Source organism: Kribbella sp. NPDC050820 (genome assembly GCF_040653975.1).
In the GTDB taxonomy this organism is placed as follows: Bacteria; Actinomycetota; Actinomycetes; order Propionibacteriales; family Kribbellaceae; genus Kribbella.
On sequence record NZ_JBFAHB010000099.1, the window covers coordinates 13332 to 29840 of the forward strand.

General features: G+C 69.7%; 13 protein-coding genes. 8 read left to right on the plus strand and 5 right to left on the minus strand.

Features of this window, described 5'->3' with window-relative positions; translation table 11 throughout:
- Positions 1–13 precede the first annotated feature (13 nt).
- Genes AB0H36_RS43600 through AB0H36_RS43610 form a run of 3 tightly spaced genes read left to right on the plus strand, consistent with a single transcriptional unit; the run spans position 14 to position 1928 of the window.
- The gene (locus tag AB0H36_RS43600) at positions 14–346 is read left to right on the plus strand and encodes a cytidine deaminase (protein WP_360537248.1); all 333 of its coding nucleotides are present in this window, start codon (positions 14–16) and stop codon (positions 344–346) included.
- Entirely contained in the window at positions 330–1259 is a 930-nt protein-coding gene (gene era / locus AB0H36_RS43605; protein WP_360537250.1) for a GTPase Era, read from the plus strand. The genes AB0H36_RS43600 and era overlap by 17 nt, the downstream gene beginning before the upstream one ends.
- Positions 1260–1928, plus strand: coding sequence for a GNAT family N-acetyltransferase (locus AB0H36_RS43610; protein WP_360537252.1), 669 nt, complete (start codon positions 1260–1262; stop codon positions 1926–1928).
- Here AB0H36_RS43610 and AB0H36_RS43615 read toward each other — a convergent pair.
- The gene (locus AB0H36_RS43615; RefSeq protein WP_360537254.1) at positions 1906–2919 is read right to left on the minus strand and encodes a GNAT family N-acetyltransferase; all 1014 of its coding nucleotides are present in this window, start codon (positions 2917–2919) and stop codon (positions 1906–1908) included. The genes AB0H36_RS43610 and AB0H36_RS43615 overlap by 23 nt on opposite strands.
- A 57-nt stretch (positions 2920–2976) precedes the next feature.
- Complete coding sequence (locus tag AB0H36_RS43620) at positions 2977–6555, minus strand: S8 family serine peptidase (RefSeq protein ID WP_360537256.1); 3579 nt, start codon at positions 6553–6555, stop codon at positions 2977–2979.
- A 221-nt stretch (positions 6556–6776) separates the two neighbouring features.
- Here AB0H36_RS43620 and AB0H36_RS43625 point away from each other — a divergent pair, with 221 nt between their 5' ends.
- Entirely contained in the window at positions 6777–7205 is a 429-nt protein-coding gene (locus AB0H36_RS43625) for a Fur family transcriptional regulator (protein WP_360537258.1), read from the plus strand.
- A gap of 22 nt (positions 7206–7227) precedes the next feature.
- Entirely contained in the window at positions 7228–9417 is a 2190-nt protein-coding gene (gene katG / locus AB0H36_RS43630; protein WP_360537260.1) for a catalase/peroxidase HPI, read from the plus strand.
- On the opposite strand, the gene AB0H36_RS43635 is transcribed toward katG, so the two are convergent.
- Positions 9404–9823, minus strand: coding sequence for a PPOX class F420-dependent oxidoreductase (locus tag AB0H36_RS43635; RefSeq protein WP_360537262.1), 420 nt, complete (start codon positions 9821–9823; stop codon positions 9404–9406). The two genes, katG and AB0H36_RS43635, sit on opposite strands and share 14 nt — an antisense overlap.
- 110 nt (positions 9824–9933) lie before the next feature.
- On the opposite strand from AB0H36_RS43635, the gene AB0H36_RS43640 reads away from it, so the two are divergent.
- Both AB0H36_RS43640 and AB0H36_RS43645 read left to right on the plus strand, forming a co-directional pair.
- Positions 9934–11208: a DUF1800 domain-containing protein gene (locus AB0H36_RS43640; protein WP_360537264.1), complete on the plus strand. Its 1275-nt coding sequence runs from the start codon at positions 9934–9936 to the stop codon at positions 11206–11208.
- Positions 11209–11217: 9 nt separating this feature from the next.
- The gene (locus AB0H36_RS43645) at positions 11218–12468 is read left to right on the plus strand and encodes a DUF1501 domain-containing protein (protein WP_360537266.1); all 1251 of its coding nucleotides are present in this window, start codon (positions 11218–11220) and stop codon (positions 12466–12468) included.
- Here the strand turns inward: AB0H36_RS43645 and AB0H36_RS43650 are convergent.
- Together AB0H36_RS43650 and AB0H36_RS43655 are read right to left on the minus strand one after the other, a co-directional pair.
- The gene (locus tag AB0H36_RS43650; protein WP_360537268.1) at positions 12454–13722 is read right to left on the minus strand and encodes a HAMP domain-containing sensor histidine kinase; all 1269 of its coding nucleotides are present in this window, start codon (positions 13720–13722) and stop codon (positions 12454–12456) included. The genes AB0H36_RS43645 and AB0H36_RS43650 overlap by 15 nt on opposite strands.
- A 32-nt stretch (positions 13723–13754) precedes the next feature.
- Positions 13755–14423, minus strand: coding sequence for a response regulator transcription factor (locus tag AB0H36_RS43655; RefSeq protein WP_360537270.1), 669 nt, complete (start codon positions 14421–14423; stop codon positions 13755–13757).
- A 342-nt stretch (positions 14424–14765) separates the two neighbouring features.
- Here AB0H36_RS43655 and leuA point away from each other — a divergent pair, with 342 nt between their 5' ends.
- Complete coding sequence (leuA, locus tag AB0H36_RS43660; protein ID WP_360537274.1) at positions 14766–16439, plus strand: 2-isopropylmalate synthase; 1674 nt, start codon at positions 14766–14768, stop codon at positions 16437–16439.
- Positions 16440–16509: the final 70 nt, after the last annotated feature.

Genomic DNA, 16509 nt, shown 5'->3' on the forward strand with positions numbered 1-16509 from the left:
TAGGAGCACTTCGTTGTCAGACCTGTCGGCCGAGGACGCCAAACTCGTCACGCTCGCCCGCGCGGCCCGCGCCCGGACCCGGGCTGCCGAGGGCGCCGCCGTACGGGACACCGACGGCCGGACGTACTCGGCCTGCACGGTCGCGCTCGACACCGTCGACCTGACCGCGCTGCAGCTGGCGGTCGCGATGGCGCTGTCGTCCGGGGTGTTGGGCCTGGAGGCCGCCGCGGTGGTGACCGAGTCGGAGCCGGTCGACGTGAACGTCGTCCGGCACTTCGCCGGCGCCGCCATCCCCGTAGTCGTTGCCACTGGCACCGGAGAGGTCCGCGATGTCGTCCACACCTGAGCCCTTCAAGTCCGGGTTCGCCTGTTTCGTCGGCCGTCCGAACGCGGGCAAGTCCACCCTCACCAACGCCCTGGTGGGCAAGAAGATCGTCATCACGTCGTCGAAGCCGCAGACCACCCGGCACGCGGTCCGCGGGATCGTGCACCGGCCGGACGCCCAGCTCGTGCTGGTCGACACCCCCGGTCTGCACAAGCCGCGGACGCTGCTCGGCGAGCGGTTGAACGACCTGGTCAAGACCACCTGGGCCGAGGTCGACGTGATCGCGGTCTGCCTGCCGGCCAGCGACAAGATCGGCCCGGGCGACCGGTTCCTGGCCGGTGAGGCGGCCAAGGTCGCGAAGACCCCGAAGGTCGCGCTGGCCACCAAGGCCGACCTGGTCGAGCCGGACCGGATGGTCGAGCACCTGGCCGAGATCCAGGCGCTGGGGGAGTCGGTCGGGATCGAGTGGGCCGCGATCGTGCCGGTCTCGGCGACGTCCGGCTACCAGGTCGACGTGGTCGCCGACGAGCTGGTGAAGCTGCTGCCGGAGGGCTTCGCGCTCTACCCGGACGGCGACATCACCGACGAGCCCGAGGAGACGCTGGTCGCCGAGCTGATTCGCGAGGCCGCGCTGGAGGGTGTGCGCGACGAGCTGCCGCACTCGATCGCGGTCACCATCGACGAGATGGGCCTGCGGGAGGGGCGTCCGGAGGACAAGCCGCTGCTCGACGTGTACGCGAACATCTTCCTCGAGCGGGACAGCCAGAAGGGCATCGTGATCGGCCACAAGGGCGCCCGGCTGCGTGAGGTCGGCGCGGCGGCGCGGCGCCAGATCGAGGCGCTGCTGGGGACGCCGGTCTATCTCGACCTGCACGTCAAGATCGCCAAGAACTGGCAGACCGACGCCAAGCACCTTCGCAAGCTGGGCTTCTGAGTGACCCTGCAGAACCCGGTGTACGCCGCCTTGACCGGCCCGCACACCACCTTCGCCGAGGTCCGGGGCAACGCCCGCTGCTACCCGAAGGCCGTCGCGCCGTTCCTCGGTCTCCCGGACGACCCGACACTCCAGGACTGGTCGGACGCCGCCGCCCTCCTCGGCACCGGCACGACCGCCGCCTTGATGCGCCCGGACCTCCCGATCCCGGAGAGCTTCAAGCTGGACCGCCAGTTCGATCTGGTCCAGTTCGTCGCCCCGCCGACGCCGGCCGCGGTCGACGACGAGGCGGTCGTGCTGACGCTGGACGACGTACCCGAGATGCTCGCGCTGGTGGCGCTCACCGATCCGGGGCCGTTCCGGTCCCGGACGATCGAGTTGGGCACCTACCTGGGGATCCGCCGGGGCGGCGAGCTGATCGCGATGGCGGGCACCCGGTTCGCGCTGCCCGCCTACACGGAGATCAGCGCGGTCTGCACGCATCCGTCGTACCGCGGGGAAGGCCTGGCCACGCGGCTGATCCGCGCGGTGGCTGCCCACATCGAGTCGACGGGCAGCCACCCCTTCCTGCACACCGGCGGCACCAACACCGGCGCCATCCGCCTCTACGAGTCCCTCGGCTTCACCCTGTCCAACCGGATGAAAGTCACCCTCGTCGAGCCGGTGTAGGGCCCTGGAGCGCCTTCTGGTAGTCCGGGATGCGGGTGATGATGCGGTAGTTGAGCGCCTCGTTGATGGCGATCATGTGGTCGTTGGACTCGGCGTTCCAGGTGTCGAGCTGGGTCAGGGCGGGCTCCTGCTCGCGCATCCACAGCAGCATCGCGGACTTGACCAGCGCGCCGAGGCGGTGGCCGCGGTGGGCGCGGGCGACGGCCGTGTCGTTCTGCTCGGCGATGTGCGGGCGCTCCCGCTCGACCGTGATCGTGGTGTGGCCGGCCAGCTCGCCGGTCGCCTTCTCCCGGGCGATCACCCGGTAGAGGGTCCGGTCGCTCTTCAGCTGCGCCTGCTCGTAGGCCCGCAACCGCTCCGGGCTGTAGACGTCGTCCTCGATGTCGAGGTCGTCCTTCGGCGCGTCGTTGATCGACTCGGTGACCGCCACCATGCCCTCGAGCAGCTCGTCCGGCAGCTCACCGGTGATCTTCAGCAGCTCGTACGCCGAGGAGGCGGCGACGGAGTCGTCGTACAGCTTCTGCACGACCGCCCAGTCGAGCCCGGCGATGTCCTGCCGCCGGTTCACCTCCATCGACTTGCGCTCGAAACCGTGCCGCCGGGCGAACGCGTCCGCCTTCGGCAGGTCGAACGTGCTCATCCCGATCGAGTCCCGGCCCAGCTCGGCGGCCAGCCGCTCGGCGTACACGACCAGCTCCGACCCGATCCCGCGACCGCGATGGTCGGGATGGACCTGGACGTCGGTCCACACCAGGTTGGTGTTGTCGTACGTCGGCATCTGGGCCTCGAGGAGCCCCACCGCCGTACCGTCAACCCGGGCCAGATAGGTCTGGCCCGGGTTGAGGTCCCAGCCGTACCGCAGTCCGTTCGCGTAGCTGCGCGGTGTCGGCAGCAGTACTTCCGGACAGTCCACCTTGGCGCCGGCGCTCAGCACCGCCACCGCATCGGCGCACCCGGCCTCGTCGTCGGGAAGCAGTCTCGTGATCTCCACGACCACAGCTTCCACACCGGCGCCGTTTACCGCGAGTGATTTATCGCGGTGGGCAAGTCACCGCACGTGCCAGGCCTTGTCGATCCGCTGCACGATCCGGTTGCCCGCCCGGTCGGTCGACGTGACTCGGAGCGTGGCGTCGGTCCCGGCAGTCGCCGCGGGCAGCTTGGCGCCGACCGTGCCGTGGCCCCAGTAGACCAACGACAGCGGTTGCCAGGTCTTGCCGTCGTACGACACCTCTGCGGTCGTCCGGAAGCGGCCCGGCCCGTTGGCGCTCGGCTGGTAGCCAGGCGTCAGCTCGAGCCACGAACCACCAGCAGCCGGTACGGCGTTGTCGCTGTCCGCCTGCAGCGCGTACTCCACCTGCACCAACGGCAGCACAGCCTTCGACTTCGCCGTACCCGACCTGAACGACCACTGCGTGCTCGTGCTCGTCGACGTGTCCGCCCAGGTGTTCGGCGTGCGCGTCACATCCAGGCTGAGCTCGTACGACGCCGTGCCCGGAGCCACCGGGAAGTCGGCGACCGACCAGTTCTTCCGGCCGACCTCGATGCCGTTGCGACGCAGCACCAGCATGGTCTGCTCGCGCCAGTCGTCGCTCCAGCCGTACGTGCTCAGATCACCGCTCACGTACTGCGGGATGGCCATCCGGATCGCGTCCTCGTACCGGGCCACGCCCATCCCGTCCACTGCGGGAACGGCCGGCCGGCTGATGGCCCGCCACCACTGCTGCGTAACGTGCTCACCCTTCCGGTAGGTCCGCGGGAGGGTGTACTCCTGCCCGGTCGCGTTCTCGAACCCACCGATCAGACTGCTGGTCCACTGCGTCTCCGGCTCGTCGCTGGCGAGGTAGTCCGTCCGCGTGGTCTTGTTCTCGATCTGCTCGATCACCTCGTAACCGACCGAGAGCGTGCTCGGATAGGCGGTCTGCGCGTTGACGTGGGCGTGCTCGGTCACGTTGCTGACGTTGAACGTGTTGGTCACCACGGTCGGCCGGAGCTTGGCGAAGTCGTAGCGCAGCGGACCGCGCACCTCCGACGGCGTGGCCGACAGGTCGTACCGGTAGGTCGGAGTGGCTATACCGCTGACCCGGAGCGTCACCGGACCGGTCTGCAGCCGGTCCAGCAGGCGGAAGGCATCCGCCGACTCGAGTGCGTACCCGGGAAGCTCAGCGCTGGTGCCAGGGTCGTAGTAGCCACCCTGCTTGCGGTACAGCAGGGCGAACCTCGCCCCGGCGGCGGCCGCCGCGTTGAGTTGCTCGTCGACCGGCGTCGTCGCCGATTGGCGGATCATCACGACCTTCCCTGCCACTTGGTCCAGCTCACCCGGCCGGGCTTCACCGCCGTCGACCACCGCCAAATCCGCGTTGCCTTGGAAGGCCTTGCGGTACGTCACCGGGAGTGGTGACGGCAGCCGGTACCCGTCGGGACCGGTCACGTCGGCGGTCAGCAGCGGCTGCCGCAGGTTCCATCGCTGGATGACCTCGAAGCTGCCGGTACGGACGCGATCGAAATCCTGCACATACACGCGATCGAGGTAGTTGTAGTGCGCCCAGCCGCCGAACGCGGACCGGTCGCCGAGCTTCCGGCTCCAGGCCAGCCCGGCCATGGCGACATCGGCCGGCTGCGGCGTATTCACCTGGACCTCGTGCGCTCTGCGTGCGTCGAGAGTCACGGCGCGGTCGCCGTCCAGGCGTAGCTCGGGTTCGCCGACCAGCGTCATCGTGTCGACGAACTCGGCCTCGTCGTAGCTGAAGACGAAGGCGAAGAGGCTGTACCGGCCGGCGGGCGCCGCCAGCGTCGCCGTCCCGTTGACGAAACCGGCCTCCTGCACCTTGCCGCTGTCGAGGTTCCACAGGGCGACGCTGCTGGCCGGCAGACCGCTCGACTGCACCGGCTGTCCATCCCGGTCGATCCCGTGCACAGTCAGCGTCTGCAGCGGACCGCCGGCCTTGAAGCCGATCCCGGTCCGGTACGACGTGTTGCCGGAGCGCGCTCGCAGTGTGCCGGAGTACGTCCCCGTCTTGGTCTTGGCCAGGTCGAGCCGGACGGTCGCCGTACCTGACTGTCCTGGCGCGAGGCGAAGTCTGCTGGGGCTCACCGTCAGCGCCGGACGGATCCCGTTCGGCGTCACCAGGTCGAGGGCGAGGTCCAGCGTGACTGTCTTCCGGCCGGTGTTCGTGTAGGTCACCTGACGCTCGACCGGCGGCGGAGCCTCACCTGACCAGGACAGGTCGCCGAAGGAGAGGCTGGCCAGGTCGCTGGTGAGGTCGCTGTCCAGCGCCTCGTCGGCATCGATCCGGCCGAGGCCCTGCGCGACGATCGGTTCGTCCCGCGCCGGACGCGCCGTACCGGCCAAGGCTGCTTTCAGCTGGGCGCCGGTCCAGTCCGGGTGGCGCTGGGCGAGCTGGGCAGCGACGCCGGCCGCTTCGGCGGCGGCCATCGCCGTACCGTTCATCGACGTGTAGTGCTCGCTCAGGTTGTGGCCGGCGTTGGTGCCGGTGGCCCGGGCCGCCTCGACGTTGACGCCGAGTGCGGTGACCTCGGGCTTGAGCGCGCCGTCGACGCGCAGGCCGCGGGAGGCGGTCGACGAGACGTTGCCGTCGGCATCGACGCTGCTGACGGTCAGAGCGGTTCCGGCGGCTGCGGGGAAGCCGATGAACTCCTCCCGGCCGCTGTCCCCGGCCGGGACCACGAACAGCACGCCCTTCGACTTCGACAGCCTGTCGATGGTCTGGCTCAGCGGGTCGGTGCCGTCGGAGGGAATCGAACTGCTCAGGCCGAGATTGATGACGCGGGCGCCCTGCTCGACGGCCCACTCGATGCCGGCGATGGCTTCCGACTCCGTGCCGCTGCCGGTGTTGTCGAGGACCTTGCCGACGATCAGGTCGGCGCCGGGTGCCACGCCCTTCCGGCTGCGGTCGACGCTCCCGATGCCGGCGATCACCGAGGCGGTCGCCGTACCGGCGCCGTGGCCGTCCTGGACCGACTCACCGGGGAAGAAGCTGGCCTCGGCGACGACCTGGTTCGCGAGGTCGGGGTGGCGGGCGTCGTACCCCGTGCTCAGTACGGCGACCTTCACGCCGCTGCCGTCGTACTGGCTGCCCCTGGCCTGCGCTGCCTTCGCCTGGGCACCTGTCGGGCTCGTGGTTGCCGCACGGGTCCGGGCGTCGAGCCACAGCTTGCCCGGCGACCGCTTGGCGGCGAACGACTTCCAGAACCCGCGCGCCTGGGACTTCTCCGCCTCGGCGTCGATGACCGGCAGGCGCTTGGTGTGCGCGTCGTCGTAGCCCTGGGCAACGAGTTGGGTCAGGTTGAACAGCCGCGGGTCGACCGTTCCGGACTGGACGTGCCGGTAGGCCGCCGCCGGTACGACGGTCAGTTCGCCGCCGTTCTCGCTGGTGAAGTACCCGGCGTTGCCGAGCAGCCTCGCGGAGTGCCGTCCGCCGGGCTGGGTGGTGTACTCGGCGACGTCGCCGGTCACCAGGGTGATGCGGTAGGTCTGGGCGCTGAGTGGGCTCCCGGGTTGGCCAGGAGGGGGTGGGGGCGCCGCCGCGGTGGTGGTGACCGCGGACATCGCCAGCACGGCAGCGGTCGCCGCCGCCACCAGCGCGGCGCTGAGACGTGATCGGGGCACGATGAGAAACCTTCCGGGGACCTGACGGGCGCAGGACCCTCGGTGCAGAACCCTGACAGTTGCCTCCGGCCCGTTCCATGGTGCGGGATGACCAACACCCGTCATGACCGGATCCAGTCAGCGGGCAAGATCCTGCCAATGACGGGAAGGTCTTTGGATTGATTTCCGACATTCGTACGGAGATCTTGACCGGTTCCAGATCGGGCGGAAGACTGCGAGATGTGGACGTCGACGGCGATCTCCACCAGTCGTTGCGCAGCGTCGCGCTCCGGGTCACCCGGCCGCGGGTGGCCGTACTCGCCGCTGTGTACGCGAACCCGCACGCCGACACCGACGCGATCATCCGGGCCGCCCGGGAGGACCTCCCGGACGTGTCCCACCAAGCCGTGTACGACGTACTGCGCGCCCTCACCGACGTCGGCCTGGTACGGCGGATCCAGCCGGCCGGATCGGTGGCACGCTACGAGGCCCGGGTGGGCGACAACCACCACCACCTGGTCTGCCGGTCGTGCGCTGCGGTCGTCGACGTCGACTGCGCCGTCGGCCATGCGCCGTGCCTGACCGCGTCCGACGACCACGACTACCTGATCGACGAGGCCGAGGTCGTCTACTGGGGCCTGTGCCCCGCCTGTGCCGCCACCGATTCCTGACCTCAGCACCGAAAGGTTGAGCATGTCCGACACGTCCGGTGTAACCCACCACGGCAGCGAGAGCGAGAACCCGGTCATCGACGCCCCGACTCCGCGGGCGACCCGGCCGCGGACGAACCAGGACTGGTGGCCGAACCAGCTGGATCTGTCCATCCTGCATCCGCACGCGACCAAGTCGAACCCGATGGAGGACGGTTTCGACTACCCCGCGGAGTTCGCGAAACTCGACGTCGACGCGCTGAAGGCCGACATCGTCCAGGTGATGCGGACGTCGCAGGACTGGTGGCCGGCCGACTTCGGCCACTACGGTCCGCTGTTCATCCGGATGAGCTGGCACGCGGCCGGCACCTACCGGATCGAGGACGGCCGCGGCGGGGGCGGTGACGGCTCCCAGCGGTTCGCGCCGCTGAACAGCTGGCCCGACAACGCGAACCTCGACAAGGCCCGCCGGCTGCTGTGGCCGGTGAAGCAGAAGTACGGCCGGAAGGTCTCCTGGGCCGACCTGCTCGTGCTGGCCGGCAACGTGGCCCTGGACGACATGGGCTTCCGCACGTTCGGTTTCGGCTTCGGCCGCGAGGACATCTGGGAGCCCGAGGAGATCTACTGGGGTCCGGAGGACACGTGGCTCGGCGACGAGCGCTACAGCGGTGACCGTGAGCTGCACGGCGCCCTCGGTGCGGTCCAGATGGGCCTGATCTACGTCAACCCCGAAGGACCCAACGGCAACCCGGACCCGATCGCCGCGGCGCGCGACATCCGCGAGACGTTCCGCCGGATGGCGATGAACGACGAGGAGACCGTCGCGCTGATCGCCGGTGGACACTCGTTCGGCAAGACCCACGGCGCCGGTCCGGCCGACCAGGTCGGGCCCGAGCCCGAGGCCGCGCCGCTGGAGGCACAGGGCCTCGGCTGGCACAGCGGCTACGGCACCGGCAAGGGCAAGGACACCATCACCAGCGGGCTCGAGGTGACCTGGACGAGCACGCCGACCCAGTTCGGGAACGGCTTCTTCGAGAACCTCTTCGGCTACGAGTACGAGCTGACGAAGAGCCCGGCCGGCGCCCACCAGTGGGTCGCGAAGGACGCCGAGGAGAACGTGCCCGACGCGCACGTGCCGGACCTCAAGCACCGCCCGACGATGCTGACCACCGACCTGGCGTTGCGCGTCGACCCGATCTACGGACCGATCTCCCGGCGCTTCTTCGAGAACCCGGACGAGTTCGCGCTGGCCTTCGCCAAGGCCTGGTACAAGCTGCTGCACCGCGACATGGGCCCGGTCTCGCGATTCCTCGGCCCGTGGGTCCCGGAGCCGCAGCTCTGGCAGGACCCGGTCCCGGCAGTCGACCACGAGCTGATCGGCGACGCGGACGTGGCCGCGCTCAAGGAGCAGATCCTGGCCTCCGGTCTGTCCGTCACGCAGTTGGTGTCCACCGCCTGGGCGGCCGCGGCCAGCTTCCGTGGCACCGACAAGCGCGGTGGTGCGAACGGCGCCCGGATCCGGCTCGAGCCGCAACGCAGCTGGGAGGTCAACGAGCCGGCCGAGCTGGCGAAGGTGCTGCAGGCGCTCGAGAAGATCCAGCAGGAGTTCGGGAAGCCGGTGTCGCTGGCCGACCTGATCGTGCTCGCCGGTGGCGCCGCGGTGGAGCAGGCTGCGCGGAACGCGGGCCACGACATCACCGTCCCGTTCCACCCGGGCCGGACCGATGCTTCGCAGGAGCAGACCGACGTCGACTCGTTCGCCGTACTCGAGCCGCGGGCGGACGGTTTCCGCAACTACCTCAGGGACGGGGAGAAGCTCTCACCGGAGACGCTGCTGCTCGACCGCGCGTACATGCTGACCTTGACCGCTCCGGAGCTGACCGTCCTGGTGGGCGGGCTGCGGGCGATGGGGGTCGGCCGTGGGCAACACGGGTTCTTCACGGACCGGCCGGGGGCGCTGACCAACGACTTCTTCCGGAACCTGCTCGCTCCCGGGGCGGAGTGGAAGACGTCGGAGTCGGAGGAGAACGTCTTCGAGGTCCGCGATGTCGCGACCGGCGAAACCAAGTGGACGGCGACTCCGGTCGACCTGGTCTTCGGCGCGAACTCGCAGCTCCGGTCGCTGTCGGAGGTCTACGCGAGCGCGGACGCGGAGGACAAGTTCCTGGCCGACTTCGTCGCCGCCTGGGTCAAGGTGATGGACCTCGACCGCTTCGACCTCAGGAAGGGGTAGGCATCCCGTAGGCGTGGTCGATGGTCATCGACAAGACCAAGCGTTTGTCGGTGACCATCGCCCGGCGGTACTCGTCCCAGTCCGGGTGCTCGCCGGACGCGGTCCGGTAGTAGTCGACGAGTTCCTCGACCACGTCGTCGTACGGGTCTGCGGCGACCGGGCTGAGCTCGGCCTTTCCTTCGAGGACGAGGTACGAGCGGCCGCCGGGCCCGTCGACGTACAGGCTGGCGCGCGGGTCGCGGCGCAGGTTCTTCGTCTTCGCGCGGTCGTCGGTGAGCGACACCCGGAGCCGCTCGCCGTCGAACACGTAGGTGACGTTCGACAGCTGCGGCCGGCCGTCGCGCTTCAGCGTGACCAGGACACCGAGGCCGTGGGTGCCGATCCGGTCGGCGAGATTTCGCGTCATACGAGAAGCTTAAGAATTCAAGCACGCTTGAAGGCAACTCGACCTGTGGGTTGGCTGAAGAAAGCCTGCGGAAGGTGGTCCGGGCGGGGTCCGCCGGAAACCATCGGGGGATGAGCGAGATCAGCGAGCGGGCCGCGGTGCGGCGGCTGAACGATCGGCTCGGGTTCGGGCCGGCGCCCGGTGAGCTGAGCGCCGGGTACGACGAGACCGTGCGGCGGCTGCTGGGGCCGGGACCCGATGCGGCCGCCAACGCGTTCGCGCCACCGACCGGGCTCGAGCCACCGGCCAAGGCCGCCTCGAAGAACGCGTCCAAGGACGAGAAGAAGGCGGCGGCGCGGCAGCGGGCCGGGCAGGAGCGGAAGCTGGCCGTCTGGTGGCTGGACCGGATGGTGGCGAGCCGGACCGCGAGTGAGCGACTGACCTGGTTCTGGCACGGGCACTTCGCGACCAGCAACCAGAAGGTCCGCAACGCGGCCTGGATGCTGGCCCAGAACCAGACCCAGCGGACGCACGCCCTCGGCCGGTTCGGTGACCTGGCCGAGGCGATGGTCGTCGACACCGCGATGATCCGCTGGCTCGACGGGCAGCGGAACCGCCGCGGCACGCCGAACGAGAACCTGGCCCGCGAGTTTCTCGAGCTGTTCACCCTCGGCATCGGCCACTACACCGAGAAAGACGTCGCCGAGGGCGCGCGCTGCCTGACCGGCTGGGTGCTCAGGCCGAAGGCGACACTGCAGCGGCGGCGCTTCGACGCCGGCTCCAAGACTCTGTTCGGTACGACGGGCAACTTCGACGCCAAGGGGTTCGCCGTACTCGCCTTGAGTCAGCCCGCGTCAGCGGGGTTCGTGATCGGGCGGCTGTGGTTCCGGCTGGTGTCGGCGACTCCGCCGGACGCGGCGACGGTCGCGCGGCTGGCGAAGGCGTACGGTCCGTCGCGTGACGTGCGGTCGTTGCTGACGGCAATGGTCGCGGAGGCGGCGTTCCGGGATTCGGAGTCTGCGTTGGTGAAGCAGCCGGTCGAGTGGGCGGTCGGCCTGATGCGGGCGCTGGGCGTCCAGCCGGGGAAGCTGCCTGAGAAGGACCAGACGAAGCTGCTGGCCGGGCTTCGCGGGATGGGGCAACTGCCCCTCCGGCCGCCGAGTGTTGGCGGCTGGCCGTCCGGTGCTAGTTGGTTGACGACGTCGGCCGGCCTGACGCGGCTGCAACTCGCACAGCATCTGGTGAAGCAGGCTGAGCTGCCCGCCTTGTCGGTCGACAAGGTGGCCACGCTGCTCGGCGTCGACGGTTGGTCCGCCCGGACGAAGGCGGCGCTGGCCGGTGTGAAGGATCCCGCGCAGTTGACGGCCGTTGCCGCCTGCGCACCCGAGTACGTGGTCAGCGGCTAAGGAGGACCGATGGACAACCTGACCAGACGACGGTTTCTGACCCTGAGCGGTGTCACTGCTGCCGGTGCGCTGGCCGCAGGGGCGACCCAGGTGAACTGGTCCGACCTGATGGCCGCAGCGGTCGACGATCCGTTGCCGAGCGACCAGTCCGTGTTGGTGGTGATCACGTTGTACGGCGGCAACGACGGACTCAACACGGTGGTGCCTGCAGGCGATCCGGCGTACCAGAAGGCACGGCCGGACCTCGCGTACCAGCCGGACGAGGTGCTCGAGCTGGGCGATGGTCTTGGGCTCAACCCGGGAATGACCGGGCTGAAGGGGTTGTGGGACGACAAGAGACTCGCGATCGTGCGCGGCGTCGGGTACCCGGAACCCGATCGCAGCCACTTCCGGTCGATGGCGATCTGGCAGACCGCGGCGCCGAAGTCGCCGGTTCCGTCCGGCTGGCTCGGGCGGTGGCTGGACGCGACCGGCGCAGACCCACTCCGAGCCGTCTCCGTCGAGCCGACGCTGCCGCCTCTGCTGGCGGGTGAGACGACTGCTGCTGCGTCGCTGCCGTTGCGCGGGCTTGCTCTGCCCAAAGGTGCGCTTGGTACGGCGTACGCCGCGCTGGGCGAGCCGAGTCCGGGGGAGGGGCGCTGGCAAGCGCGGGCCGCGAAGTCGGTCCAGGACCTGCAGAACGCAACGCGCGTCCTGGGCCAGGCACTCCGCACCGGACACGAGCAGGAGGACGAGGAAGACGAGCAACGGACGCAAGGCGCGTCCGCCGGCGGCATTTCCCAACTAGGCGCCCAACTCGACCTGATCGCCGGCCTGATCGAGGCCGGCGTACCGACCCGCGCCTACTCGGCTTCCTTGGGCGGCTTCGACACCCACGCCGACGAACGAGGCACCCAGCAACGCCTCCTCACCGAGCTGGACAAGGCCCTGACCCCCTTCACCCAACGCCTGCACAAGACAGACCGAGGCCGCAACGCCGTCGTCCTCGTCTACTCCGAATTCGGCCGCCGAGTCCAGGCCAACGGCAGCGACGGCACCGACCACGGGACGGCCGGCCCCGTGTTCGTCCTGGGGGACAAGGTCACCGGCGGCTTCTACGGCGCCCAACCAAGCCTCACCGACCTCTCCAACGGCGACTTGAAAGCCTCGACCGACTTCCGCGACGTCTACGCCACCGTCCTCCGAGACGTCCTGGGCGCCGACCCCGGCCAAATCCTCGCCGACCACCAAACGACCATCGACGGTCTACTGCGGGTTTGAGCTGTGGTGCGGGAGGGTGAGGTGGAACGCGGCGCCTCGGTGGCCGTCTGCTCGGTCCGTGACCGTCAGGTCGCCGCCGTGGGCGCGAACGATGCCTCGGGCAATTGCCAGGCCCAAGCCTGCGCCGCTGCTCTGCGGACCGTGGACCAACCGGTGGAAGATCCGCTCCCGCACCTCCACCGGCACTCCCGGGCCGTCGTCTGCCACCAACGCGCCCGTCGGCCCGACGGTGATGTGGATCGAGTGGGCGCCCGCCTGGCGAGCGTTGTTGAGGAGGTTGGCCAGGACTTGTGCCAGCCGCTCGGGATCCGCGGTCACCGTGGCGGAACCGGCGACATCGATGGTGCGGTCGGGGGCGACCAGGCGGAGGCGGGAGGCTTGGGCGTCGGCCAGGTGACGAAGGTCGACCTGGGCGAGGTGCAGTTGGAGGCCGGCGTCGATTCGGCTGAGCTCGAGCAGGTCGGCGACCAGGGTGCCGGCTCGGCGGGATTCGCGGACGAGGAGGAGTTCGAGCTCCTCGCGGCGTGAAGCCGACGCGTCGGGGCCAAGCTGGATGAGGGTTTCGGCCGCGGTCTGTAGACCGGCGACCGGGGTTCGCAGCTCGTGCGCGGCGTCGGCGACGAACTCGCGCATCCGGTCCTCCGACCGGCGGGCAGTCCGCTCCGCGCCCTCCAGCGCGTCCAGCATCTCGTCGAAGGCGGCCGCCGTACGCCCGAGCTCGGTGTCGGCGCGCTCCGGCTGCAACCGGCCACCGCGCCGGCCCGCCGCGATCGACCGAGCGAGACCGGTCATCGCATCCAGCGGGGCGAGCGCGAACCGCATGCCGATCACCAGCGCGAGCGCTGTGATCAGAATCGCCGCCGCACCAGACACCAACAACACATTGCGCAGCCGCGCGCTCGCATCCGCCAGCAACGCCGTGTCCGCCGACAGCAGCAGTGTCGCCCCACGAGTCCGCTGCCCGGCCTGCAACGTCGCCCGCACCTGGCGCACCGTCCCGCCCGGATCCACCGGCGGCGCGCCGAGCTGCTGCCCTGACCGCAGGATCAGCGTGACCCGGATCCCGTCGGCGTCGATCCGCCGTACCAGGTTGCCTGGTGCAACGTTCTGCCGCGCGAGCTGCTGCGCCAGCTGAGCCCGCCCGGTCAGCAACGAATCCAGACTGCGCTCGGCCTGCGCGTCGAACACCGCCTTGACCGTCAACCCGGTCACCGGCAGCACCACCAGCAGTACGGCGATCGCCGTCAACGTCACCCGAACACGGAGCGACGCCGTACGCAACGGCCTCACGACGGAGGCCGCAGGACGTAGCCGGAGCCGCGGACGGTGTGCAGCAACCGCGGCCCGTGCGCCTCGAGCTTCCGGCGGAGCGCGCTCACGTGGACCTCGACGAGGTTGGCCGCGTAGTCGTCGTAGCCCCAGACGGCAGTCAGCAGTTGCGTCTTGCCAACGACCTTGCCGCTGCGGCCAGCAAGAAACGCGAGCAGCTTGTACTCCGTCGCCGTCAGCTCGATCGCCTCCCCGCCGCGCCGTACCAACCCCGCCTCGACGTCGACCGCCAGGTCACCCACCTCCAGCACGGTCCGGAGCCGGCCCATCCGCCGAAGCAGCGCCTCCACACGCGCGATCAACTCGGCCAGCACGAACGGCTTCACCACGTAGTCGTCAGCACCGGTCCGCAAACCATGCAGCCGGTCCTCGACACCGTCACGCGCGGTCAGCAGGATCACCCCGGCGTTCGACGTCTCCCGAGTGACGGTCAGCAACTCGAACCCGTCCCGCCCGGGCAGCATCACATCGAGCAGCACGAGATCCGGCCGGTACTCCGCCAGTTCCCGCTCGAACCCGTCGCCGTCCGCCCGGGTCCGGACCGTGTGACCGGCCTCGGCCAGCGCGATCCCGACGCCGGTCCGGATCGGTTCCGCGTCCTCGACCACCAGCACCCGGGCCGCCATCCGGCCATCCTTGCACTGCCCGGCGCCGGTTCCGCAGCCGCTCCGCCGGGTTCTTCAGCACATCTTCAGGCCGGCCCCGTCACTCTGCGTGTCTCGCCGGGCGGACCCCTGGTTCGACGGGCCAGGGGGTTTGTGCTTAGACTCACTGGCATCATGCGGCACCAGCTTCTCCTCCTTCGCTGCCGCGGCGAGGCCTGACAAGGCCGGTTCCCTCGCCGCGGAGTCTTGACGTACGCCGGTCGTCCTCACGACCCCAGCTCGTATCGATAGAACGCAGCACCTCCCGAGGAGAACCCCGTGGCACCGAAGAACCAGCCCAAGCCCGTCCAGCAGCCGTCCGGGATGCCGATCCAGCGCTACCGCGCGTTTCCCCCGATCGACCTGCCGGACCGCACCTGGCCGGCGAAGTCCGTCGACAAGACCCCGCGCTGGCTGTCCACCGACCTGCGGGACGGCAACCAGGCCCTGGTCGAGCCGATGTCGCCGGCCCGCAAGCGGCGGATGTTCGACCTGCTGGTGAAGATGGGCTACAAGGAGATCGAGGTCGGTTTCCCGAGCGCCAGCCAGTACGACTTCGACTTCGTCCGCAGCCTGATCGAAGAGGACGTCATCCCCGACGACGTCACGATCTCGGTGCTGACCCAGGCTCGCGACGAGCTGATCGAGCGCACCGTGCAGTCGCTGCAGGGCTCGCCGAAGGCGACCATCCACCTCTACAACGCGACCGCGCCGCTGTTCCGCCGGGTCGTGTTCAACGTGGACAAGGCCGAGTGCCTGAACATCGCGGTCCGCGGCACCGAGACAGTGATGAAGTACGCCGACGACATGCTGAGCGACTGCGAGTTCGGCTACCAGTACAGCCCGGAGATCTTCACCGGGACCGAGCTGGAGTTCGCGCTCGAGGTGTGCGAGGCGGTCAGCGACCAGTGGCAGCCGGGCGAGGGCCGGGAGATCATCCTGAATCTGCCGGCCACCGTCGAGATGTCGACGCCGAACGTGTACGCCGACCAGATCGAGTGGTTCGCCCGCAACCTGACCCGGCGCGAGCACAGCACGATCAGCCTGCACCCGCACAACGACCGCGGCACCGCGGTGGCCGCCACCGAGCTGGCGCTGATGGCCGGCGCGGACCGGGTCGAGGGCTGCCTGTTCGGCCACGGCGAGCGGACCGGCAACGTCGACCTGGTCACGCTGGGGATGAACCTGTTCAGCCAGGGCATCGACCCGCAGATCGACTTCGCCGACATCGACGAGATCCGCCGTACGGTCGAGTACTGCACCCAGATGCGGGTGCCGGAGCGGCAGCCGTACGCCGGCGACCTGGTCTACACCGCCTTCTCCGGCTCCCACCAGGACGCGATCAAGAAGGGCCTGGAGGCGCTCGACAAGCAGGCCGCGGCCGAGGGCAAGCCGGTCTCCGAGATCGCCTGGGAGGCGCCGTACCTGCCGATCGACCCGAAGGACGTCGGCCGGTCGTACGAGGCGGTCATCCGGGTCAACTCGCAGTCCGGCAAGGGCGGCGTCGCCTACATCATGAAGTCGGAGCACCGGCTCGACCTGCCGCGCCGGCTGCAGATCGAGTTCAGCCGGGTGATCCAGCAGCACACCGACTCCGAGGGTGGCGAGGTCAACCCGCAGCACATGTGGGACATCTTCGCGGCCGAGTACCTGACGCCGGGCAAGCTGTCGCTGCTGACGGTCAACTCGTCGTCCGCTGAGGGCCAGGGCGACCAGCTCCGCGTGCAGGTGTACTCGAACGGCGTGCCGCACGAGCTGGTCGGCGAGGGCAACGGCCCGGTGTCGGCGTTCGTGGACGCGATCAAGCCGCTGAAGTACGACGTCCGGGTGCTGGACTACCACGAGCACGCGCTCTCGGCCGGCGGTGACGCGCTGGCCGCGGCGTACGTCGAGTGCGAGGTCGGCGACGAGGTCTACTGGGGCGTCGGCCGCGACGCCAACATCCTCACCGCCTCCCTGAAGGCGGTCGTCTCCGCCATCAACCGCGCCACCCGCTGAGCACCGGGCACCCCGCTGCCCGTCTCGAAGTCGCCCCCGACCCCCCCCCAAAGGGGTTCGGCGGCGGTTT